Genomic DNA, 21,449 nt, shown 5'->3' on the forward strand with positions numbered 1-21,449 from the left:
GAGAGGAGCGGAAGATGTTGCCGAAAAAGGGCAGGAAGTTGCCGAAGTGGGAGGGGGTACTGGCAGGACGACAGATTTATGCCGAAACCATCGCTCAGCTATTGGAGCGGGAGCACGGCGAAACGCACCGTGCGGTCAAACAAGTGATGAAGCTGACGGGCGCCAGCGAGCGAACCGTCAAGCACTGGCTCTCTGGTCAGCACGGTCCCGATACTGTCTTCTTTCTGCGCCTTTTGACCAGCTCACCGGTCATCAGGGCATTTGTGATCGGGCTGATCGAAAGTTCGCAAGGGGCTGGTCATGATCGGCAGGGAGCAGACCAACAGACCGCTCGCCGATCATCAAAAACGCCCGATACTCAGCCGCCACGGCAGGATCGGCGTCAGAATGACCGTATAAATGACCCTAAAACTGACCCTATAAATGACCCAATAACCGCTGAGATAAACGAGCGGCAGCGCTGGTTTCTCGGCCGAGTCGCAGCGGGCCATCGATGCCGCGCGGCGGACATTTGTGGCCACTGGAAGGTCAGTGCAAAAACCGCGCGACGGGATATCGCGGCGCTCACCGAAATGGGCTTGATCCGCTTCACGGGTGCGCGCCGCAATGGACGATATCGACCTGCTTCTGGGGCAGGATAGTCTGGCCCCATCTCAAACCGGTCCTAGAAGCTGAGATCCATAGGAAGTGGAGAGGGAGGGGGGTGTCGAACTCAGTGAAGGAGATCGACATGCCCCTCTATCCCATCGACATCGAAAAGCGCGTCAAGGCCCTGCAGCGCCAGGCGCGGCACGAAGCGCAGGGGGCGCCTTACGTCGTCTATGCCCTTCTCGATCCTGGTGAACCCGGCGTCCAGTTTGAAGACAGCCCTTTCAACGGTATCCCGTTCTACGTCGGCCAAAGTTGCGAAATCGAGAACCGACTGCGTCGGCATTTTCGCAAGCCGCAGAAACTCAACCCGGACTCCCAAATGGTCCATCGGCACATCGCTGGTTTGTTCGCGATCGGCCGATTGCCGCGGCTTGCCATTCTCGAGACAGCACAGACGCGCAGTCAAAGCCTGATGGCCGAATTGCGGTGGGGGCAGCGCCTGATACGTGCAGGGTATGAACTAGCGAACAGCAGCCCGGACATTGGCCAGATTATGGACATCGGCGAGTTGGAAACATGGCTCGACTTCCGTCGCTGCTCTATGCTGGCAAGCGAAGCTGCGCTCGAGGGAGCCGTGATTGTTCACAGTTGCACATGTGGACACGCTGAAAGGTGGGTCGATCCGGCTGTCTACGCAGCAAGCTGGCCCAAGCGGTTGCGTGTATCCAGAATAGCCAAACGAACGCAGCATGTCCGTCGTCAGAACATTTGGCACAACTCGCGGCGTAAATTAGCGGAGTGCGGGCCTCGTCAGGGGCTGGATTTTAAGCGGCGAGCTTGCGGTGTTGCAAGCGCCGATATTCGATGGTCTGTCGTTTGATCCTTTCACGCTGTTTGATGATGGCTGGTGCCCTGCCGAAGTAGGCGTCGGCGGGCGTCACGTTGTTCAGGCTCTCGTGGTAACGTTGATTGTTGTAGTGCTCGACGAAGGCTTCGATCTGGGCCTCGAGGTCGCCGGGCAGGAAGTAGTTCTCCAGCAGGATGCGGTTCTTCAGAGTCTGGTGCCAGCGCTCGATCTTGCCCTGGGTCTGAGGGTGGCACGGTGCACCGCGCACATGACTCATCTGCTGAGCTTCGATGTATTCAGCCAGTTCGCCAGCGATGTAGCTGGGACCGTTATCGCTGAGCAGCCTGGGTTTGTGCAGCACGGTGGCGCTGTCGCAGCCCGAGGCAGCCAGCGCCATGTCCAGCGTGTCGGTGACGTCCTCGGCCCGCATGTTGGTGCACAGTTTCCAGGCGATGATGTAGCGCGAGAAGTCGTCGAGCACGGTCGACAGGTACATCCAGCCCCACCCGATGATCTTGAAGTAGGTGAAGTCGGTTTGCCACATCTCGTTCGGCCGGGTGGTCTTGGTGTGGAACTGATCGGCGGCCTTGATCACGACATAGGCCGGGCTGGTGATCAGATCATGGGCCTTCAACAGGCGGTAAACCGTGGCTTCCGACACGAAGTAGCGCTTCTCGTCGGTGAACCGCACCGCCAGCTCGCGCGGTGACAGTTCGCTGTAGTCCAGGGCCATCTCGACGATCTGGTCCTGGATATCATCGCCGATGCGGTTCCACACCCGGGTCGGCGCCGACGGCCGATCCTCCAAGGCCTCCGGGCCGCCTTCGAGGAACCGGTCATACCAGCGGTAGAAGGTCCGACGGGCGATGCCGAGCTGGTCCAGCGTGCGTTTGGCGGGCAGGTGCGACTGCTCGACGATCCGGATGATCTCGAGCTTCTCCGAGGCGGGATACCTCATTCGTCGTCGCCCCCATCCGCGATCATGCTTTTTTTGAGCAGGCGGTTCTCCAGGGTCAGGTCGGCAACGCATTCCTTCAGGGCGCGGGCTTCGCGGCGCAGATCCTGCACCTCGCCAGTGGTCGCGGCACGGGCGGTGTCGCCGGCCAGGCGGCGCTTGCCGGCTTCCATGAACTCCTTCGACCAGGTGTAATACAGGCTCTGGGCAATGCCTTCCTTGCGGCACAGCTCGGCGATGCTGTCCTCGCCGCGCAGGCCATCCAGCACGATGCGGATCTTGTCTTCGGCCGAGAAGTGCCGGCGGGTTGCACGCCGGATGTCCTTCACCACCCGCTCCGCAGGGGCCTTGGTCGGCGATTTTGCATTGGAGGATTTGGGCTTCATCTTCGTTCCTTCGTCACTACGACGAAGCCCAAATCCTCCTTAAATCACAACCTCAAATCTGTGCCATTGGTGCTGACGGGGAGCAGTCAAGCAGATCCGCGAAAATAGCTTCGACATCCGCGCCACCAGCAAGCTGAACAAGCTCTATGTCGAGTTGCTGAAGGAAAACCCGGATTGGTCGACGGCGGAGCGGCGGCCCGACATGAACCATTTCATGGCCAGGCTGATCTTCTGCTTCTTCGCGGAAGACACCGATATCTTCCGCAGCGAAGGCCTGTTCACCGCCACGGTCGACCAGATGAGCGAGCGGGACAGCAGCAACACGCACGAGATCATTGCCAACATTTTCCGCGCCATGGACATCAAGCCGGGTGACCGGGCGAAGGCGGGCATCCCTCCCCATGCCGACGTCTTTCCGTATGTGAACGGCGCGCTGTTTTCTGGCAGCGTGGAAGTGCCACGCTTCACCCGCATGGCGCGCAGCTATCTGTTGCACATTGGCGGGCTGAACTGGAAACAGATCAACCCCGACATCTTCGGTTCAATGATTCAGGCGGTGGCGGACGACGAGGAGCGCGGCGCACTCGGCATGCATTACACCAGCGTGCCGAACATCTTGAAGGTGCTCAACCCGCTGTTCCTCGACGATCTGCGCGCGCAACTGGAAGAGGCGGGCGACAATGGCCGCAAGCTGCTCAACCTGCGCAACCGTATGGCGAAAATCCGGGTGTTCGATCCTGCCTGCGGATCGGGCAATTTCCTCGTCATCGCCTACAAGCAAATGCGCGAGATCGAGGCCGGGATTAACCGCCGCCGGGGCGAACCTGACCGCAAGAGCGACATTCCGTTGACCAACTTTCGCGGTATCGAATTGCGCGACTTCCCGGCAGAGATTGCTCGTTTGGCGCTAATCATTGCCGAGTTTCAGTGCGACGTGACCTATCGGGGACAAAAGGAGGCTTTGGCCGAATTTCTGCCCCTTGATAGTCAAAATTGGATCACGTGCGGGAATGCGCTTCAGCTTGATTGGGTGGACTTATGGGGAGCAAGCGGCTCGCCGGTTAAAGTAAAGAGTGACGATCTTTTCGGCACCCCGCTCGATCAATCTGAAATCGACTTCGAGCATGAAGGCGGCGAAACTTACATCTGTGGCAATCCACCCTTCAAGGGTACGCGAAAGCAGGAACGACAGGAGAAGGAGGATCTGGAGCGCGTCTTTTCCAAGCTCACCACAAAGTGGAAGAATGTCGATTACGTTGGCGCTTGGCTGATGAAGGCCGCAATGTACAATGAGGTGTGCCGCGCTCCCTTTGCGTTCGTGACCACGAACAGCTTGTGCCAAGGCCAGCAAGTACCAATAACCTGGAAAATACTCTTGGACCGAGGGTTCCGGATAAGGTTCGCACATACCTCGTTCAAATGGGCAAATCTTGCGTCCAACAAGGCCGGCGTTACGGTTATCGTGACAGGTGTCGACAGAGAACCTGGCGGGGTGAGGCGGATTTTCACGGATGGTGTTGTGCGTGAGGTTGCGAACATCAATCCTTATCTGACAGACCACAACATCTCTGTTGTGCCAGCGCTAAAGAAACCAGCGGCAACGGGCGTGCCGATGGAGTATGGTGTATATTATTCGAAGTCTGCTGGTCTAATTTTGGATGCCGACGAGAAAATGAAGCTCTCTCGCGCTGGTGTTCCCGATAGGTTTTTCCGAAGCTTCATAGGTTCAACCGAGTTCATCAACGGTAAGCAACGATATTGCCTTTGGATCGGTGACGATGAATTAGACCAAGCATGCGCCTTTGACGATATTCGTGACCGCATTGAAAGCGTCCGGCACGATCGGACCGAAACCGATGATGAGTCCGTCAACAAACTTGCAGCTCGACCCCATCAATTCCGCGAGCGCAAGGGTGATGATGCTCGGAAAATCTTCGTGCCGATAGTCTCATCGGAGAATAGGGATTTTTTCCCAGCGGGCTTGGCTGACCGATCAATGGTTCCGACCAATAAAGCATTTTACATACCGAATGGACCACTTTGGACTCTAGCGATTATTTCGTCCAAAATTCATCTCGCTTGGATAGACACCATTTGCGGTCGTTTGCGTAGCGACTTCTCATACTCGAATACCCTTGGCTGGAACACGTTTCCGATTCCCAAGCTGACAGAGCAGAATAAGTCTGACCTCACTCGTTGCGCCGAGGATATCCTGCTCGCCCGAGAGGCGCACTTCCCGGCAACCATCGCCGACCTTTATGAGGTAAAGGATGGTGAGCGCAAAATGCCTGAAAATCTTCGCCACGCGCATGAGCGCAACGACGAGGTGCTGGAACGGATCTACATCGGTCGCCGCTTTCGGAATGACACGGAGCGGCTCGAAAAGCTGTTCGAACTGTACACCAGGATGACCAGCGCAAAGGCGGCGTGACCGGAGATGGCTGATCGGGTGCTGTTCCAGATGTGGGGGCCGTTTCGTGATGGCCTGATCGCCAGCCACCGGTTCTATGTGTCCGAGGCCAGAACACGTCTGCTGTCGCAGTTCGGCACCATGAAGGAAGATGCAGACCGGTTCGCGGAGGACTGGCTGGCCAGTCGGGCTCGCTATTTCGATCCCGACCGGGATGACCCCGCCGATGCCTATGAGCAGGCATATGACGAAAGCGTCTCGTTCTACCTGCAACTCGAAGACTTGCAGAAGGCAACGCGATTGAGCGTGATCGCAGGCATGTACCATGAATGGGAAAAGCAGTTGCGTGACTGGATCACGCGCGAACTGGGCCGGGTTATCCATGGCAGCCACACGCGGGCTGCGCTTTGGAAGGCGACTATCGACCAGCTTTTCGATTTTCTGGAATGTTGGGGCTGGCCGGTCCGTTCACGTCCCTATTTTAAGCGGCTGCATGAGTGCCATCTGGTGGTGAACGTCTACAAGCATGGCGAGGGCATATCCTTTGAGAAGCTGCGCAAGGATGCTCCGCAGTTCCTCAAGCGCGATGATTTTCCCGAACCGCTGCTGCGTTTTCCGTCAGACTATACTGACCTCACCGTGACCGACGATGACCTCGACCGGTTCTCGGATGCCATCGTCGCATTCTGGCGGGATGTCCCGGAAAACACTTTCGCATCGCAGATTGACGATCTGCCGAAGTGGCTGGAAAAGGCGATTGAGAAGGATCAGCCGCCCGCTTGACTCTGTTATTTTCTGGCGCGCTGAACGCAAGCCACCATTTTGACATATAGAAATCCATAAATCAGAAAATGAGGTCGAAACTGAAACAAGCTCTTTGTGTCAGCGCGAATCTGACATATGGAAATCCCAATGGCAGATTGAGAGGTGTTTTCTGAGATATGGAGCTTTCAGCCTATCAGGCGGGGCGGCTTGAGGCCCAACTGGAATATCGCAGCTTCCTGCCGGAGCCGATCAACCATGGCTGGGTAATCTCTGACCCGCAGGTGCTGCAACTGCTCGGCCAGGCCGACCGCGCGCTTGGCGAATTGAACGCTTTTGCCCAGCTGATCCCCGACATCGAATTCTTCATCCGCATGTACGTGGCCAAAGAAGCCACGCAATCGAGCCGGATCGAAGGCACCCAGACCAACATCGAAGATGCGTTCAAGGATGCAGAAGACCTGCTGCCCGAAGTGCGCGACGACTGGAGCGAGGTCCAGAACTATATCCGCGCGATCACATTCGCCATCGAGAGCCTGGAACGTCTGCCGCTGTCCAACAGGCTGCTGCGCGATACCCACGCGATCCTGCTCGACGGGGTGCGCGGTGAAACCAAGCGCCCGGGCGAATTTCGCATCAGCCAGAACTGGATTGGGGTAAGCCTGAAGAATGCTGTCTTCGTGCCCCCACACCACGATCATGTGCCAGAACTGATGAGCGACCTTGAGAAGTTCCTGCACAACGCTGATGCCATGGTGCCACCGCTGATCAAGATCGCGATCGCGCACTACCAGTTCGAGACGATCCACCCATTCCTGGACGGCAACGGGCGTTTGGGGCGCCTAATGATCTCACTCTACCTCGCCGCGGAGAAGCTGCTGGTAAGGCCAGCGCTCTACCTGTCCGACTATTTTGAGCGGAACAAGACGGCCTATGTCGACCACCTGATGGCCGTACGCCAGGGCAACCACTTGCGCGACTGGCTGATCTTCTTCCTGCACGGGGTAGAGGAAACGGCGCGGGGCTCCGCGGGTGTCTTCCGCGCGATACTTGCGCTGAAGGAGCGCATCGAGCGCGAAGTGCTCCCGCGCTTCAGCCATCGACGGCAGGAAAACGCGCAGCAGTTGATGCGGTACCTCTATGGCCAACCGGTTACAGACGTGAAGGCGGTGACGACATTGCTCGACACCACGACCAATACTGCCGCATCACTGATCAATGACATGGTCGAACTTGGTGTGCTGGTGGAAATGACTGGCCAAAGACGCAACCGCCTGTTTTTGTTCCACGACTATCTCGACCTCTTCCGAAAGTAGATTCCGCATGGCTGACGACAAGATCATCCCCGCCGTGTCCTTCAAGGCCGCCCATACCGGCGTGTCGACGAAATCGGACGAGCTGGGAATGCGGCCGATGCAGGCGCAGGTCTATGAAAAGCGCGGCGAGCAGTATCTGCTGATCAAATCGCCGCCAGCTTCGGGCAAGTCGCGCGCTCTGATGTTCGTGGCGTTGGACAAGCTGACCAATCAAGGTGTCCGCCAAGCCATCATCTGCGTGCCGGAACGGTCCATCGGTGCGAGCTTCGGCAGCGAACCTCTGAGCAAATATGGCTTCTTCACAGATTGGGTGGTCGCACCGCAGTGGAACCTTTGTAACGCGCCGGGCGCCGATGATCCGAAGGTGGCAAAGTCCAAGGTGAAGGCGGTGGGCGAATTCCTCACCAGCGAGGAAAAGGTGCTGGTCTGCACCCATGCAACATTCCGCTTTGCGTTTGACGAGTTGGGGCCCGAAGCGTTCGACAACCGACTCATCGCGATTGACGAATTCCATCATGTTTCCGCCGATGCCGGAAACCGCCTCGGTGCTCAGCTTGCACAGCTGATCGGACGGGACAAGGCGCATATCGTAGCCATGACCGGCAGCTATTTTCGCGGCGATGCTATCCCCGTGTTGGCTCCGGAGGATGAGGACCGGTTCGAGCCTGTCACCTACACCTATTACCAGCAGTTAAACGGGTACGAGTACCTCAAGACGCTCGACATTGGGTACAGCTTCTACACCGGCCCTTATACGGAGAAGATTTCGGCCCTGCTCGATCCGACAGTGAAGACGATCATCCACATCCCGTCGGTCAATTCCAAAGAGAGTACCCGTACTGGAAAGCATCGCGAGGCTGAGGACATCATGAACCACCTCGGCGATTGGCAGGGCGTCGATCCCGAAACCGGCTTTCACCTCATCCGCACGGCAGGCGGCAAGGTCATCAAAGTTGCTGACCTAGTCGACGATGATCCAGCCAAACGTGACCGCGTGGTGGCCGCACTGAAATCGCCCAAGTCACGTCAGGATCGTGACTTCGTAGACATTATCATCGCGCTGGGCATGGCCAAGGAAGGTTTCGACTGGATCTGGTGCGAACACGCCTTGACGGTGGGCTATCGTTCCAGCCTGACCGAAATCATCCAGATCATTGGCCGCGCCACCCGTGATGCACCCGGCAAGACGCGCGCCCGCTTCACCAATTTGATTGCGGAACCGGCGGCCGACAATCCGCTCGTGGTCGACGCGATCAACGATTACCTAAAGGCGATTGCCGCAAGCCTGCTTATGGAACAAGTGCTGGCGCCCCGGTTCGACTTCACGCCCAAGGATGCGGGCCCCAAGCCCGGATTCGATTATGGCGATGTTGGCTATCAAGAAGGCAAGCTTAATGTTGGCGTGGGCCCGCAAGGGCAGATGCATTTCGAGATCAAGGGTCTGAAGCTGCCAACCAGCATCGAGGCCACACGGATTTGCCGCGAAGACCTCAACGAGGTGATTGCCTCGTTCGTACAGGACAAGGCTGTGCTGGAGCGTGGCATGTTCGACCCTGAGGTCGTTCCCGAGGAACTGACCCAGCTGAAAATGGGCAAGATCATCCGCGAAAAGTATCCTGAGTTGAGCGAGGAAGATCAGGAAGCAGTGCGCCAGCACGCAGTCGCTGCCATGACCCTGACCCAGCAGGCAAAGGCTGCCATTGCGGGCGAGACCGGCGATGGCGAGATCAAAGCGAGCACAGCGTTCATCGATGGCGTGCGCAAATTCGCACTCAGCGTCACAGATCTCGATATCGACCTCATAGACCGGGTGAACCCTTTCAGCGCCACCTATGCTGTCCTGGCCAAGGCCATGGACGAAAAGACGTTGCTGCAGGTCCAAGCGGTGATCAACGCCAAGAAAGACAAGCTGACTTACGACGAAGCCCGCGCCCTTGCCGAGCGTGCCTTGGAATTTAAGCGTGAGCGCGGACGCTTGCCGTCGCTGACATCGCCGGACGCCTGGGAGCGCAAGATGGCGGAAGGCGTGGCCTTCCTCCAGCGTCATGCCACGAAAGCGGTCGGCAATGGCTGAGCTGAGTGATCTTGAACTTCTCGCTGAACTTGGTGTTGAGACCGCGCCCGAAGCGATACGATCCTTTACGCCGCTCCAAGAGCGCATCATCGCAGGATTCGAGGATATCCAGCGGTTCGTCGTCGAACATGGGCGTTTGCCCCAGCATGGGGAAGATCGGGACATATTCGAGCGGCTCTACGCCGTCCGCCTCGATCGCATTCGGAATATGGCCGAAGCGCGCGAACTGCTGGCGACAATCGATCGAAGCGGAATTTTGGACGGCGCCGCTTCGTCGACGCAATCGCCTGCGAGCCTCGATGATGCGGGACTATTGTCTGAACTGGGCATCGACGCAGGCGCAGAGGATGATATCACCAAGCTGCGTCATGTGACATCTCGCGCCGAGAAACGAGCCGCAGAAGAAATCGCCAATCGTGAGAAGTGCGAGGATTTCGATACTTTCAAACCGCTGCTCGAACGCGCTCAAGCAGATCTGAAAGCAGGGACGAGGCAAGCCAAGGTCCTGGGTCAATCAGAAGTGACCCTTGCCGAAATTCAGCCTGGCAATTTCTTCATCGTAGGCGGGCAGCTGGCTTATATTGCAGCGTCGACAGAGGAGTTCGTCACCCAGTACGAACGGAACGACCGCCGTGTTCGCGTGATCTACGACAATGGAACGGAAGCCAGCGTGCTTTCCCGTTCTTTTCAAAAATCTCTCTACCGAGATGGATCCGCGCGCCGCATTACCGAGCAAAGTGCGGGACCACTTTTCGGCAATATTGCCGAACCAGACGACCTCGAAAGCGGCACGATTTACGTTTTGCGCAGCAAATCCCCGCATCCATACGTCGAAGAACATCGCCAGCTGATCCACAAGATTGGCGTGACTGGTCAGACCGTCGTCAGCCGCATTGCGAACGCGCGCAACGATCCAACATTCTTGCTCGCTGATGTCGAAATCGTGGCTGAGTACCGGCTCTACAACATAAATCGGACCAAGCTCGAAAACCTGATCCATCGGGCGCTTGCCCCCGCGAGGCTGGACTTGTCCGCCGGTGACCGCTTTGGAAAGTCCGTGCAGCCACGAGAGTGGTTCCTCGTTCCGTTGAATGAAATTGATTTACTGGTTTCGATGATCAGTGATGGTGGCGTCACGGATTATCGGTATGATCTTGAAAAAGCGCGCTTTGTAAAAGCATAAATGGGCAGTGAATGTGAGTAATGATCAAGCTCAAGGCAGGTGGCCATCTTGGTTGAAGACCACAGTCGTTGCCGGAGGAAGCGCGGTAGCCGGTTCTCTCGCAACGAGTTACGCGCAAACTGGGCGACTCTATGTCGCTCCCGCCAACATCTCCTATCCAGATCTCGCAGCCATTCTCCTGAGTGCTGTCGGCGTAATCGTAGCAATTTTCGGCGGCATTCTGGCGATCTTGGCATTCTGGGGCTTCGAACAGATGAAGCGGGATGCCGTGCGCGGGGCCACGCAAGCGTCCCTCGACGAACTTAAAGAACAGATTGAGAACGGACCAACTAGGGACTATATACTCGCTGAGATTGAACGGCTGATCGTCGATGAGTTCAAATCACGCCGCATGGACCAGCGCATTCAGGAGCGTATCGACAAGATTGCAATGGGTGGCGCAGAGGATCGGTTTGACGAGGAAGTAGAGGAAGACGAAGCATGAGCCCCGAATGGCAACATTTGAATGACGCGAACCGCGCGACTATCGCGGACCATCAGGATGTCGCGCCTGTCCGGCTCTCAGAGCTGGCCAAGGCCTTTGGCGTACCCGTGAAGGCCGCCACGCTTGCGCCCGGCATTTCCGGCGAAATTCGTCCTGACCAAAATGGGTTTGTCATTCGGATCAATCGCCACGACCCTGCAAAACGTCAACGCTTCAGCGTTGCGCATGAGTTGGCACACTTCCTTCTTCATGCCGATCAAATCGGCACCGGGATTGCCGATGACGTGCTTTATCGTTCGTCACTTTCCGACCGACGGGAGGCGCAGGCGAACAGGTTAGCAGCGGACATACTGATGCCGGATGACCTTGTGCGCCAACAGGTCGAAGCTGCACATGAGAAGGGCGTAGGAGACCTTGTCCTGTTCCTCGCTGAGGAATTCGTAGTTTCCGAAGCGGCCATGCGCATCAAGCTCGACCAACTTGGAGTGGCCTATGACGCTTAGGCCGTGGGCGGATGTCGCCTATCTCCCAATTCTCGGCATGCGCCCGGCTGAAATGCGCGCTTTAGAGGAACTCCCCGGCCAGACCAAAGACGCCTTGCTTCCCTTGATTCCGCTCAGGCCTTGGGTCGGTTCGCATCATCTGAAGGGCTCGCTCGACAGGATCGAGAAATCCTACGGTCAGCGCCCGGTCATCGTGTCGGTTGGCGAACGTGAAACGGCGAAGGATAGGCCTGTCTTTGCGGAACTGGATCGGCTTCGCGAGCCAGACGACGGCTTTGCGAACTGGTGCGAATTCATCGAGGCGCATCAAAATTACATCCCCGTCGCGCAACTGGGCATCGACCCAGCGCAAGAGCCCCCACAGATCAGTCAGCTTTACGCGCTCCAGCGTGGTTTGGTCCTGCACCTTGAACGGCCGACATTTGGAGCCTTGGGGGCAATTTCGGCGATTGTCGGCGGCTTGACCGGCGGCGGCGAAGGCGTTTGCTTCATTGTCGACTTTGGTGCGGCCACTGCCGATCACCTGCAAGTCGCTGCTCAGGCATTGGGCTACATTCAGACGCTCAGGGCGCAGTCACCGCTTGCGTATGTCAGCGTGTCGGCATCGTCGTTCCCCAACGGCTTTGCGAACCTGCTAGAGCAGCCAATCTATGAGCGGCAGCTCTTCAATGTGCTGGCAGGAAGTCCTGGAGCGGAAAGACTCATCTACAGTGATCGTGGCAGCGCGAGGGCAGAGCAATTGTCAGGCGGAAGTGGTGTCATCCCCTCCAGGATCGACTATCCGCTTTTCGACAATTGGAAGTTCCATCGGTCGGACGATACGGGCTTCAGCGGCTATGTAGAACAGGCAAGGGCGCTGATCGCCACCGGCGACTGGAATAGCAACCTGCGCGTCTGGGGTACGCAAATGATTGAGCGTACGGCGCGCGGCGATCATTCAGCTATCGACACACCGGCCAAATCGACGGCGGCTCGGATCAATCTGCATTTGCAGTTGCAGACGTTCTATGGACAGGCGGATGAAGTAGAGGATACCGAGGAAGACTGGAACGGCTAAGCCGTGCAGGCCATCGCTTCCATCCCTGCGTAGGCGTTTTGCCAGCGCTGCCAGCGCTCTTCACGTTCTTGGACCACCGCCTGGACTGCAGCGCGGCGTTCGTTGAAACGGCTGAGAAGCCGGACATCGTCCGGCTTAATCTTGCGCCGCGCAACCGACCGCCAAAGGGCTAGGCTGGTTTGCCCATATCGGCGCGTGAAGGTATCGAAGTAGTGCTCACGGACAGTTGCGTCTCCCTTCGCTACCACTTCCTTCTTTTCCTGCCGGGTCATGAGGTCCAGGTAGGCGAGAGGCGAAACGGAGTTTCGCTGGCCTGAAATAAGTGGGTCGAGACCGTCTTTGGTGGAGCGCCAGACTGAGGCACCATGCAGGTCCATTTCTGCCAAATCGGCAAAATGGCAGGGGGCGGCCACAATCACCACATGGTCAAAATATCGCGCGTAAGCTTCAATCTGAGAAGGCAGGCGTCGAAGGCTGTCACGCTCGGTCTTGATTTCCAGTCCGATCAATTCCTCGTCCGAAAGCACGGCGACATCGGCGCGCGTCCCACTCGTCCCCAAGGTCAATTCTGCAGTCAAAATCGGCTTTCGGCGCCCGCTGGCCTGGCGGATGTGGTCCAAAACCTGCGCTTTTACGGCTGCTTCGTCCATGTCGCTCCCTCAGGGCGAGCCCTTTGAGGGGATAACGCGTCAAGTCAAGCAATTCGTCAAGGCCGGTGAAGCCTCAGGGTACACCAGCACGCATAAGCCATGCATTTCTGAAACCCGTGCAAACTACTCTGCGGTGGCTGCTCAACGCGTTCCGGCTTTCCGCCGATGTTGTATAGACGCGTGGCTTGCGCGGTACATCCGCTTAAACTCGGGACTTAGCTCCAGGCGCCAGCCTTCCCGCCGGATCCATGTATTTCCACGCAAAACTGGCCGCCCGATCATCTTCTCGAGCGTGAGAAGGATACAGAAAAGGAGGAAAATCATGGCCTCGTGAGGCTCTGGCAGGACCGCTGATAGGCCTAGCGATGACACCCTTAGAAAATATGCTGCAGATGCGAAAAAAACCAGAGCCAGTGTGATGGGCTTTAGCCATTTCATCAAAGACATATAGCTTTGCAGCACGAGCCTCAAATGTTCGCGTCGTGCTCTTTGAAGGATGGATTGGCGAACTATGGTCCGTTGGGCGGCGGCGCGATCAGGATACCGATCGGCGAAGAAGGAATGCAGGCTTCGTTCCGCAGTGCCAAACGCATCATTGTCATTCATTAGCCGCCATCCTTTTGGTCAACACATCCGCCATATCGTCCGAAATTGTGCCGTTCTCTATCAGATATTGGAAGAACAATTTCGCGAGGTTGATCTCGTTTTCGTTGGTCGGGCTTACTTCATACCTGAGGTTAAAATCCTTCGCGAGGCGGATCGCCTGTTCGAACATTTGCAGTAGGTTGTCGCGGAACATGATGCCTGTGCCGGTCAGCAGCCAAGTCGGGTCAACTCGGTATTCTTGGCAGATCTTACCAATGGCAGCAGCAGGAGGGTCGCGATCACCTCGTTCATAAGCGACGAGAGCCGACTGTGAGAGTCCTAGCTTGCTGGCGAACTCGATTTGCGTCGCCTTTTTTGCGCGGCGAACATCGAAGAATCGTTGTCCGATCGTCGTCATATACGAAAAGGCTTGCGAATTATCACGAAATGCATATTATTGTCATATCTGCATAATGAATGGCCATTGGCGGGTGAACACGCAGAATACGGAGGATTTGCTGATATGCAAATGATGACCATCCGAGAAATCGCGCGGCATTCGGGCTGGCCGGAGGGCCGGATCCGCCGCCTCGTGGCAGCACGTCGGCTTCGCCATGTGAAACTTGATGGCTTGCTCCTTCTTCCAGCCAACGCCGTGGATGAGTTCGTTCAGGCCAATATGGTTGAGCCAGATCTTGAATTTGGTTCGCAGCCTACCCCCAAATCGAGGGGACCTTTGCTGTGACCGATCTCACTCCCATCCTCGACCGGTTCAAGACCCCCGAATGTTGGTCCGAGCTGCTAGCGGAGAAAGGAATCATGCTCTCGCCGCGAACCTTGCGCGAGTTGGCGAAACAGTTTGGTGCTTGCCACAAACTGGGCCGGGTCACGCTCATTACTCCTGAGCAAATTGACTTCATCATCGAAAGCAAGAAGATATGCCCCTCGAGCCTTATCCCCGCGGCGCGGTCTGGTGGGCGCGCGGCCGGGTCGAATACAACGGCGCGCCGATCACCGAATACTACCGATGCAGCACTGGCGCATCTGAGGAACAAGGCGCGTGGGACTGGTGCCGGAAGGAAGAGCAAACCGCCATCCGCATCCACCTTCTAGGTGAGGATCCCGAAGAAAAGGCTATCACCTTTGCCGATGCAGTCCTGAGGTACGACGCCAAGCCCAAGGAAGCTGCCTACCTGGTTCCAATCACTATGGAAATCGGCTCGGTCCCGATCCAGGAAATCAGCCCCAAGATGGTCCGTGAGCTAGGCCCGAAGCTCTATCCGAATTGCTCCACAGACACCTGGACTCGTCAGGTGGTGACGCCGGTCAGGGCGGTCCTCAACAACATTAACGACAGCGAAAGCGGGATCGCCTTTCGGGTCAGGGGCTATACCCAGAAAGAGAAGGTCGCGCAGGACAGCAAGCGCAAGAGCACTGGACGAAAGAAGTATCCGCCGGGCAGCTGGGAATGGCTGCTCAAGTTCCGGGAGCATGCATCTCCTCGCTTGGGCGCGCTGGCACTGCTCATGTTCGTCACTGGTGCCCGTATCAGTCAGGCAGTCTCAATGCATCCCCACAACCACATCAACAAGGCGAAGGGCATGATCTGCATTCCCGGCGCCAAAGGTCATGGGGATCGATGGCTGCGTGTGCCCGACGAAATTCTAGCCGAGCTGACGGCCTTGCCAGAGGTCTATCCTCGCGACTGGCCGCGCAAACCGGAGAACCTGCGGCTCTTTGGCTATGCAGACCGTGGCGGACCGCGAAAGCTATGGAACAAGGCCTGCGAAGATGCCGGTATCGAACAGATCCCGTTCCATCCGGCGGGCCGACATGGCTTCGGTCAGGAAATGAACGTCCGCGAAAGAGTGGATGAGAAGGCCGCCGGCGCGTTCGGCGGTTGGTCAGACCTTAATCTGATGCGCAACACTTACACGCATGCCGAGGATGCTGAGATCAAGATCAATCAGGCCCTGCGACGGGGATTGTTGAAAGCCGAGCGCAAGACGCGGCTCAAGCTGAGAAAGGAGCTCTGATGCTGTACGGGATTTGTACGAGCGAAGGCCGATTTCGGCCCCTTTTCGGGGTGAAACGGCGTCAAAAATTGCAAAGAAGAAAAATGGCCATCCATAAATTCCCTATATTTCAAAGGGATTTATGGTGGGCGCGGCAGGGATTGAACCTGCGACCCCACCCGTGTGAAGGGTGTGCTCTACCGCTGAGCTACGCGCCCGTCCCGGCGCGGACCATGATCCGCCGTCCGAAAGCCGGACGTCCATAGCCGCTCATGCGGCGAATGCAACGCCCATTTGCCCGATAATCGGGTCAACGGAATCTGCCCGGCTGAAACGCAAAACGGGCCGCGGCTTGCGCCGCGGCCCGAGATGTTCATGTCAAAAGGCGCGGGCCAACTTAGTTGACGGCGTCCTTGAGGGCCTTGCCGGCCTTGAACTTCGGCTGGTTCGACGCCGCGATGGTCATCGTTTCACCGGTGCGCGGGTTGCGGCCGGTCGACGCCTTGCGCTTGCTGACCGCGAAGGTGCCGAAGCCAACGAGACGGACTTCGCCGCCCTTCTTCAGCGCGCCCGTGATCGCGTCGAAGACGGCTTCGACGGCCTTGCTGGCATCACCCTTGGTCAGGCCGCTCGAATCGGCGACGGCGGCGATCAGGTCTTGTTTGTTCATGCCTAAGGAACCCCTGTATTTTGGTTGGATGATTCTCATGGCCCGAAGCCATGGCGCGTCACTAACGATGTTTGACCCCGGCTTGTCAAAGCAAAAAAGGCAGAAAAACGCCCCAAAACGCCGTTTCTGCGACGAATTTGGGGCGAAGGGCAGTCTGCGGCGACCGACTCAGTGGCGAATCGCGCTCTCCGGGTCGTTGCCGGGACCGTGCGGAGGCGAGGCGGCAAGCTCGTCGGCCTCGGTCCATTCGATCGGTTCGACCGGCGCAACCAGCGCTTCGGCGAGCACCTGATCGACATGGCTGACCGGGATGATCTTGAGCTTTTCGGTGATGTTCGCCGGGATTTCGACCAGATCCTTCTCATTGTCTTCGGGGATGAGCACGGTCGAGATTCCGCCGCGCAGCGCCGCGAGCAGCTTTTCCTTGAGCCCCCCGATCGCGAGCACGCGGCCGCGCAGCGTCACCTCGCCGGTCATCGCGACGTCCTTGCGCACCGCGATGCCGGTGAGCGTCGAGACCATCGCCGTGACCATGCCGACGCCCGCCGACGGGCCGTCCTTGGGCACCGCGCCTTCGGGCAAATGGATATGGATGTCCTTGCGCGCGAAGAGGCTCGGCTTGATGCCATAGGCGGGTGCGCGCGCCTTCACGAAGGACAGCGCGGCCTGCACCGATTCGGTCATCACTTCGCCGAGCTTGCCGGTCGTCCTGACCTGTCCCTTACCCGACGCGGTGACCGCCTCGATCGTCAGCAGCTCGCCGCCAACCTCGGTCCAGGCCAGGCCGGTGACCGCGCCGACCTGGTCTTCGCGGTCGCTGACGCCATGGCGGAACTTTCGCACGCCCGAAAACTCGGAGAGATTTTCAGGCGTGATCGTGATGCTGGCCGCCTTGCCTTCGAGGATCTTGCGCAACGCCTTGCGCGCCAGCCGCGCGATTTCGCGCTCCAGCGTGCGCACGCCGGCCTCGCGGGTGTAATAACGGATGAGGTCGCGGAGCCCCTCTTCGGTCAGCTCGAACTCATGCGGCTTCAGGCCGTGCGCCTCGACCTGCTTGGCAATGAGGTGGCGCTTCGCGATCTCGACCTTTTCATCCTCGGTATAGCCCTCCAGCCGGATGATCTCCATGCGATCGAGCAATGGCTGCGGCAGGTTGAGCGAGTTCGCCGTCGTCACGAACATGATGTCGCTGAGGTCGACGTCGATTTCCAGATAATGATCCTGGAACTTCATATTCTGTTCGGGGTCGAGCACCTCGAGCAGCGCCGATGCCGGATCGCCGCGGAAATCCTGGCCCAGCTTGTCGATCTCATCGAGCAGGAACAGCGGGTTCATCGTGCCGGCCTTTTTGAGGTTGGTCACGATCTTGCCCGGCAGCGAGCCGATATAGGTGCGGCGATGGCCGCGGATTTCGGCTTCGTCGCGCACGCCGCCGAGCGACTGGCGTACGAACTCGCGCCCCGTCGCTTTCGCGATGCTGCGGCCGAGCGAGGTCTTGCCGACGCCCGGCGGGCCGACGAGGCAGAGAATCGGGCCTTTCAGCTTGTTGGTGCGCGCCTGCACCGCGAGATATTCGATGATCCGGTCCTTGACCTTTTCGAGCGCATAATGATCGTCGTCGAGGATCGCCTGCGCCTTGGCGATGTCCTTCTTGAGCTTCGACTTCCTGCCCCACGGCAGGCCGATCAGCGCGTCGAGATAGTTGCGCACGACGGTCGCCTCGGCCGACATCGGCGCCATCGCGCGCAGCTTCTTCAATTCGGCGTTCGCCTTCGCCTTGGCCTCCTTCGACATTTTGAGGCCGTCGATCTTGAGCTGGAGCTCGGCGAGGTCGTCGCCGCCCTCGCCATTGTCGTTGCCCAGTTCGCGCTGGATCGCCTTCAGCTGCTCGTTGAGATAATATTCGCGCTGGCTCTTTTCCATCTGGCGCTTCACGCGGCCGCGGATCTTCTTTTCGACCTGCAACACGCCGAGCTCGCCTTCCATGAAGGCGAACACCATTTCGAGGCGCTTCGACGGCACATCCTCGACGAGCAAGGCCTGCTTGTCGGCGACCTTGATGTTGAGATTGCCCGCGACCGAGTCGGCAAGGCGCGAAGCGTCGTCGATCTGCGACAGCTGCACCGCGGTCTCCGCGGGCATCTTCTTGTTGAGCTTGGCGTAATTTTCGAACTGGTCGACGACCGAACGCATCAGCGCCGCGGTATCGACGCTGTCATCGACTGTGTCGGCAATCGGCTTGACGCTCGCCATCACCGCCTTGTCCTCGTCGGTGAGCGACAGAAGCTTCGCGCGCTCCCTGCCCTCGACGAGCACGCGCACCGTGCCATCGGGCAGCTTCAAAAGCTGGAGCACGGTGGCGATCACGCCGACATCGTAGAGGTCGTCGCGCTGCGGATCGTCCTCGCCGGGATCGAGCTGCGCGACGAGGAAGATTTCCTTGCCTGCTTCCATCGCGGCTTCGAGCGCGGCGACCGAGCGATCGCGCCCGACGAAAAGCGGCACGATCATGTGCGGGAAAACGACAATGTCACGCAGCGGAAGAAGAGGATAAGATTGCGTCATCACGGCTCCTGAACGCGCGCCGCGACCGGGCGCACCGTCCTTCTTATAGGGTATTCAACGCTAATATGGCGTAACTTGCGCGGCGTTCAATGACGCAGTGCTGAACGGCCATCGATCCTCCCTGTGGCGAAGCCATGGGGAGGTGGCAGAGCGAAGCGCTGACGGAGGGGCTTTGGCGCTACCGTCGCAGCCCCCTCCACCACTCGCTTCGCGAGCGGTCCCCCTCCCCATGGCTTCGCCACAGGGAGGACCATTTTGCTCAAAACGGCAGCTTGAAACCCGGCGGCAGCGGCAGGCCGCTCGTCATCTTGCCCATTTCCTCGTTGCTCGCGGCATCGGCCTTTTCGCGCGCGTCGTTGAACGCGGCGGCAAGCAGGTCTTCGAGCATCTGCTTGTCGGCGGGGACGATCAGGCTGTCGTCGATGTGGATCGCCTTGATCCGCCCCTTGGCGGTCGCCTTGATCCTCACCAGGCCGCCGCCCGACACGCCTTCGACCTCGACACTGTCGAGCTTCGCCTGCGCCTCCTGCATCTGCGCCTGCACGGTGGCGGCGGCTTCCTGCGCCGCCTTCATCATTTCTTCGATCGATTTCATGGACTGGACCTATGCTGATTATTGTCGCCTTCGACAAGCCGCGCGTCGGGAAAAGCGGCCAGGGCGGCCTTTACGACGGGCAGTTCGCGGATGCGCGCATCATTGTCGGCAAGCTGCGCCGCCTTCATCTGCCCCAGGCTGGGCCGCCCCTCGCCCACGCCTTCGCGCACCTGCCAACGGCTCCCCGTCTGGCTGAACAGCGCCTCGCCGAGCCGCCGTGCGAAATCGCCGTCGAGCATCGGCGCGGGGGCATAGACGAGGCGGCCGGGTTCGAGCTCCAGAACCTGGACGTCATCATAGACTTGCCGTGCAAGCTGATGGTTTCCGGTGCTTTCGAGCAGATGGTGGATCTGCGCGATGGTGAGTGCGCTCGCCGGAGCTTCGTCTGTCGGCGTCGGCTCGGCCGTCGCACTTTCCGGTCCCGACGCCGCTGCGGGCGGGGCGGCAACGGGCATCGTCGGCACGCCGCCCGATTCGAGCAGCCGGGCCAGCTCGCCCGGATCGGGGAGCGATGCGGCATAGATGACGCGCAGCAGCAGCATTTCGAGATGTTCGAGCGGATTGTTCGCGCGGAGCACCTCCTCATGCCCCTTCAGCAGCAATTGCCATAGCCGGTTCAAGGGTGCGAAACCCAGCTTTTGCGCCCAGTCGGCGATACGCTCGCGGTCGGCGGCGGCGAGCGCGGGATCGTCGTGGCGCGACACCTTGGCGAGCGTGACCGCGTGGGTGAGGTCCATCAGGCCGCGGACCATCGCAACGGGTTCGATCCCCAGCGCATATTGCGCGCGGGCGAGGTCGATTGCGCCGCCACTGTTCCCTTCAAGGATCGCCGCCATCAACTGCGCGATCGACGAACGGTCGGACAGACCGAGCATCGCGCGCACCTGATCGGCGCTGATCCTTCCACCGCCGTCGAGGTCCGCGTGCGCGATCGCCTGGTCGAGAATTGAAAGCCCGTCGCGAACCGACCCTTCGGCCGCGCTCGCGATCAGCCAGATTGCCGGCGCATCGGCCTCGACGCCCTCCTTTTGCAGGATGGAGCTGAAATGCGCGAACAGCATGTCGGGGGTGATGCGGCGCAGGTCGAAGCGCTGGCAGCGCGAGAGCACCGTCACCGGCACCTTGCCCACTTCGGTGGTCGCGAAGAGGAACTTGACGTGCGGCGGCGGCTCTTCGAGCGTTTTCAAGAGCGCGTTGAACGCGTTACGCGACAACATATGCACTTCGTCGATGATGTAGATCTTGTAGCGCGCCGACACGGCGGCGTAGCGCACCGCCTCGATGATCTCGCGCACATCGTCGACGCCGGTGTTCGACGCGGCATCCATCTCGATCACGTCGATATGGCGGCCTTCGGTGATCGCGCGGCACGGCTCGCACACCCCGCACGGGTCGATCGTCGGCCCGCCCTGCCCGTCGGGACCGATGCAATTCAAAGCCTTGGCGATCAGCCGCGCGGTCGACGTCTTGCCCACGCCGCGCACCCCGGTCATCAGAAAGGCGTGCGCGAGCCGGTCGCGCGCGATCGCATTGCCGAGCGTCTTCACCATCGCATCCTGCCCGATCAGCTCGGCAAAGGTTTGCGGACGATATTTGCGCGCGAGGACGCGGTAGGGACCGCTGGCGGCGGCGGGCGGCGCGGTCTCCGGCAGGTCCATGCCCAGCATCGGGGTTTCGTCGTCGGCGGAATCGCTCATGGCCCCGTCTTAGGGCGACGCCGCGGTCTTGTCGAAGGGGAAAGCTGAGCGCATGTTTTCGCGCTCTTCGTCATGCTGAACTCGTTTCAGCATCCATGGTCGGC

19 protein-coding genes and 1 tRNA gene are annotated in these 21,449 nt (G+C 59.1%); 12 read left to right on the forward strand and 8 right to left on the reverse strand.

The window, feature by feature from the left end; all coding sequences use genetic code 11:
* Positions 1–14: 14 nt before the first annotated feature.
* Together SPYCA_RS08780 and SPYCA_RS19015 are read left to right on the forward strand one after the other, a co-directional pair.
* Positions 15–641: a DeoR family transcriptional regulator gene (locus SPYCA_RS08780; protein WP_120219838.1), complete on the forward strand. Its 627-nt coding sequence runs from the start codon at positions 15–17 to the stop codon at positions 639–641.
* An 89-nt stretch (positions 642–730) separates the two neighbouring features.
* Positions 731–1,471, forward strand: coding sequence for a GIY-YIG nuclease family protein (locus SPYCA_RS19015; protein WP_146625110.1), 741 nt, complete (start codon positions 731–733; stop codon positions 1,469–1,471).
* Here the strand turns inward: SPYCA_RS19015 and SPYCA_RS08790 are convergent.
* Positions 1,416–2,779, reverse strand: a protein-coding gene (locus tag SPYCA_RS08790) for an IS3 family transposase (protein WP_085995949.1) whose coding sequence is annotated in 2 segments (ribosomal slippage) — positions 1,416–2,429 and positions 2,432–2,779 — 1,362 coding nt in all. Because the reading frame shifts where the segments join, the coding sequence is not laid out codon by codon here. The genes SPYCA_RS19015 and SPYCA_RS08790 overlap by 56 nt on opposite strands.
* A 154-nt stretch (positions 2,780–2,933) precedes the next feature.
* Here SPYCA_RS08790 and SPYCA_RS08800 point away from each other — a divergent pair.
* The 8 genes from SPYCA_RS08800 (at position 2,934) to SPYCA_RS08835 (ending at position 12,568) form a co-directional block, all read left to right on the forward strand.
* Positions 2,934–5,210, forward strand: coding sequence for a class I SAM-dependent DNA methyltransferase (locus SPYCA_RS08800; protein ID WP_197715336.1), 2,277 nt, complete (start codon positions 2,934–2,936; stop codon positions 5,208–5,210).
* A 6-nt stretch (positions 5,211–5,216) separates the two neighbouring features.
* A complete protein-coding gene (locus tag SPYCA_RS08805) occupies positions 5,217–5,972 on the forward strand; it encodes a hypothetical protein (protein ID WP_120219840.1) in 756 nt (251 codons plus the stop codon).
* 158 nt (positions 5,973–6,130) lie between these two features.
* Entirely contained in the window at positions 6,131–7,267 is a 1,137-nt protein-coding gene (locus SPYCA_RS08810) for a Fic family protein (RefSeq protein ID WP_120219841.1), read from the forward strand.
* A 7-nt stretch (positions 7,268–7,274) separates the two neighbouring features.
* The gene (locus tag SPYCA_RS08815; protein ID WP_120219842.1) at positions 7,275–9,341 is read left to right on the forward strand and encodes a DEAD/DEAH box helicase; all 2,067 of its coding nucleotides are present in this window, start codon (positions 7,275–7,277) and stop codon (positions 9,339–9,341) included.
* Positions 9,334–10,524 (forward strand): GIY-YIG nuclease family protein, encoded by a 1,191-nt coding sequence (locus SPYCA_RS08820; RefSeq protein ID WP_120219843.1) that lies wholly within the window; start codon positions 9,334–9,336, stop codon positions 10,522–10,524. Before SPYCA_RS08815 ends, SPYCA_RS08820 begins: the two co-directional genes overlap by 8 nt.
* Positions 10,525–10,576: 52 nt before the next feature.
* Complete coding sequence (locus tag SPYCA_RS08825) at positions 10,577–11,008, forward strand: hypothetical protein (RefSeq protein WP_120219844.1); 432 nt, start codon at positions 10,577–10,579, stop codon at positions 11,006–11,008.
* Positions 11,005–11,511 carry an ImmA/IrrE family metallo-endopeptidase gene (locus tag SPYCA_RS08830; protein WP_120219845.1) on the forward strand — a complete coding sequence of 169 codons (507 nt, stop codon included), beginning with the start codon at positions 11,005–11,007 and terminating at the stop codon, positions 11,509–11,511. Before SPYCA_RS08825 ends, SPYCA_RS08830 begins: the two co-directional genes overlap by 4 nt.
* On the forward strand, positions 11,501–12,568 hold the full coding sequence (locus SPYCA_RS08835) for a beta family protein (RefSeq protein WP_120219846.1): 1,068 nt from the start codon (positions 11,501–11,503) through the stop codon (positions 12,566–12,568). The genes SPYCA_RS08830 and SPYCA_RS08835 overlap by 11 nt, the downstream gene beginning before the upstream one ends.
* Here SPYCA_RS08835 and SPYCA_RS08840 read toward each other — a convergent pair.
* Together SPYCA_RS08840 and SPYCA_RS08845 are read right to left on the reverse strand one after the other, a co-directional pair.
* Positions 12,565–13,218 carry a sce7726 family protein gene (locus SPYCA_RS08840; RefSeq protein ID WP_120219847.1) on the reverse strand — a complete coding sequence of 218 codons (654 nt, stop codon included), beginning with the start codon at positions 13,216–13,218 and terminating at the stop codon, positions 12,565–12,567. The genes SPYCA_RS08835 and SPYCA_RS08840 overlap by 4 nt on opposite strands.
* A gap of 598 nt (positions 13,219–13,816) precedes the next feature.
* A complete protein-coding gene (locus SPYCA_RS08845) occupies positions 13,817–14,221 on the reverse strand; it encodes a helix-turn-helix domain-containing protein (RefSeq protein ID WP_120219848.1) in 405 nt (134 codons plus the stop codon).
* Positions 14,222–14,233: 12 nt separating this feature from the next.
* Here SPYCA_RS08845 and SPYCA_RS19550 point away from each other — a divergent pair, with 12 nt between their 5' ends.
* Both SPYCA_RS19550 and SPYCA_RS08855 read left to right on the forward strand, forming a co-directional pair.
* Complete coding sequence (locus SPYCA_RS19550; RefSeq protein WP_232003247.1) at positions 14,234–14,548, forward strand: hypothetical protein; 315 nt, start codon at positions 14,234–14,236, stop codon at positions 14,546–14,548.
* A 193-nt stretch (positions 14,549–14,741) separates the two neighbouring features.
* Positions 14,742–15,839 carry a tyrosine-type recombinase/integrase gene (locus SPYCA_RS08855; RefSeq protein ID WP_120219849.1) on the forward strand — a complete coding sequence of 366 codons (1,098 nt, stop codon included), beginning with the start codon at positions 14,742–14,744 and terminating at the stop codon, positions 15,837–15,839.
* A 122-nt stretch (positions 15,840–15,961) separates the two neighbouring features.
* Here the strand turns inward: SPYCA_RS08855 and SPYCA_RS08860 are convergent.
* The 5 genes from SPYCA_RS08860 to SPYCA_RS08880 form a co-directional block, all read right to left on the reverse strand.
* Positions 15,962–16,036, reverse strand: a tRNA-Val gene (locus tag SPYCA_RS08860).
* A gap of 179 nt (positions 16,037–16,215) precedes the next feature.
* Positions 16,216–16,488 carry an HU family DNA-binding protein gene (locus tag SPYCA_RS08865; protein ID WP_011541109.1) on the reverse strand — a complete coding sequence of 91 codons (273 nt, stop codon included), beginning with the start codon at positions 16,486–16,488 and terminating at the stop codon, positions 16,216–16,218.
* A gap of 168 nt (positions 16,489–16,656) precedes the next feature.
* On the reverse strand, positions 16,657–19,053 hold the full coding sequence (gene lon, locus SPYCA_RS08870) for an endopeptidase La (protein ID WP_120222233.1): 2,397 nt from the start codon (positions 19,051–19,053) through the stop codon (positions 16,657–16,659).
* A gap of 259 nt (positions 19,054–19,312) precedes the next feature.
* Positions 19,313–19,648 (reverse strand): YbaB/EbfC family nucleoid-associated protein, encoded by a 336-nt coding sequence (locus SPYCA_RS08875; protein ID WP_120219850.1) that lies wholly within the window; start codon positions 19,646–19,648, stop codon positions 19,313–19,315.
* Entirely contained in the window at positions 19,645–21,345 is a 1,701-nt protein-coding gene (locus tag SPYCA_RS08880) for a DNA polymerase III subunit gamma/tau (RefSeq protein WP_443029474.1), read from the reverse strand. Before SPYCA_RS08880 ends, SPYCA_RS08875 begins: the two co-directional genes overlap by 4 nt.
* Positions 21,346–21,449: the final 104 nt, after the last annotated feature.

Source organism: Sphingopyxis sp. FD7, from assembly GCF_003609835.1.
Classification (GTDB): Bacteria; Pseudomonadota; Alphaproteobacteria; order Sphingomonadales; family Sphingomonadaceae; genus Sphingopyxis.

What these genes read in the sequence shown, in the direction of transcription:
- SPYCA_RS08815 (WP_120219842.1), top strand. Translation starts at nt 7,275, where the DNA reads ATGGCTGACGACAAGATCATCCCCGCCGTGTCCTTCAAGGCCGCCCAT.
- SPYCA_RS08865 (WP_011541109.1), bottom strand. Translation starts at nt 16,488, where the DNA reads ATGAACAAACAAGACCTGATCGCCGCCGTCGCCGATTCGAGCGGCCTG.
- SPYCA_RS08780 (WP_120219838.1), top strand. Translation starts at nt 15, where the DNA reads ATGTTGCCGAAAAAGGGCAGGAAGTTGCCGAAGTGGGAGGGGGTACTG.
- SPYCA_RS08835 (WP_120219846.1), top strand. Translation starts at nt 11,501, where the DNA reads ATGACGCTTAGGCCGTGGGCGGATGTCGCCTATCTCCCAATTCTCGGC.
- SPYCA_RS19015 (WP_146625110.1), top strand. Translation starts at nt 731, where the DNA reads ATGCCCCTCTATCCCATCGACATCGAAAAGCGCGTCAAGGCCCTGCAG.
- SPYCA_RS08855 (WP_120219849.1), top strand. Translation starts at nt 14,742, where the DNA reads ATGCCCCTCGAGCCTTATCCCCGCGGCGCGGTCTGGTGGGCGCGCGGC.
- SPYCA_RS08880 (WP_443029474.1), bottom strand. Translation starts at nt 21,345, where the DNA reads ATGAGCGATTCCGCCGACGACGAAACCCCGATGCTGGGCATGGACCTG.
- SPYCA_RS08810 (WP_120219841.1), top strand. Translation starts at nt 6,131, where the DNA reads ATGGAGCTTTCAGCCTATCAGGCGGGGCGGCTTGAGGCCCAACTGGAA.
- SPYCA_RS08875 (WP_120219850.1), bottom strand. Translation starts at nt 19,648, where the DNA reads ATGAAATCGATCGAAGAAATGATGAAGGCGGCGCAGGAAGCCGCCGCC.
- SPYCA_RS08840 (WP_120219847.1), bottom strand. Translation starts at nt 13,218, where the DNA reads ATGGACGAAGCAGCCGTAAAAGCGCAGGTTTTGGACCACATCCGCCAG.
- lon (WP_120222233.1), bottom strand. Translation starts at nt 19,053, where the DNA reads ATGACGCAATCTTATCCTCTTCTTCCGCTGCGTGACATTGTCGTTTTC.
- SPYCA_RS08820 (WP_120219843.1), top strand. Translation starts at nt 9,334, where the DNA reads ATGGCTGAGCTGAGTGATCTTGAACTTCTCGCTGAACTTGGTGTTGAG.
- SPYCA_RS08830 (WP_120219845.1), top strand. Translation starts at nt 11,005, where the DNA reads ATGAGCCCCGAATGGCAACATTTGAATGACGCGAACCGCGCGACTATC.
- SPYCA_RS08845 (WP_120219848.1), bottom strand. Translation starts at nt 14,221, where the DNA reads ATGACGACGATCGGACAACGATTCTTCGATGTTCGCCGCGCAAAAAAG.
- SPYCA_RS08805 (WP_120219840.1), top strand. Translation starts at nt 5,217, where the DNA reads ATGGCTGATCGGGTGCTGTTCCAGATGTGGGGGCCGTTTCGTGATGGC.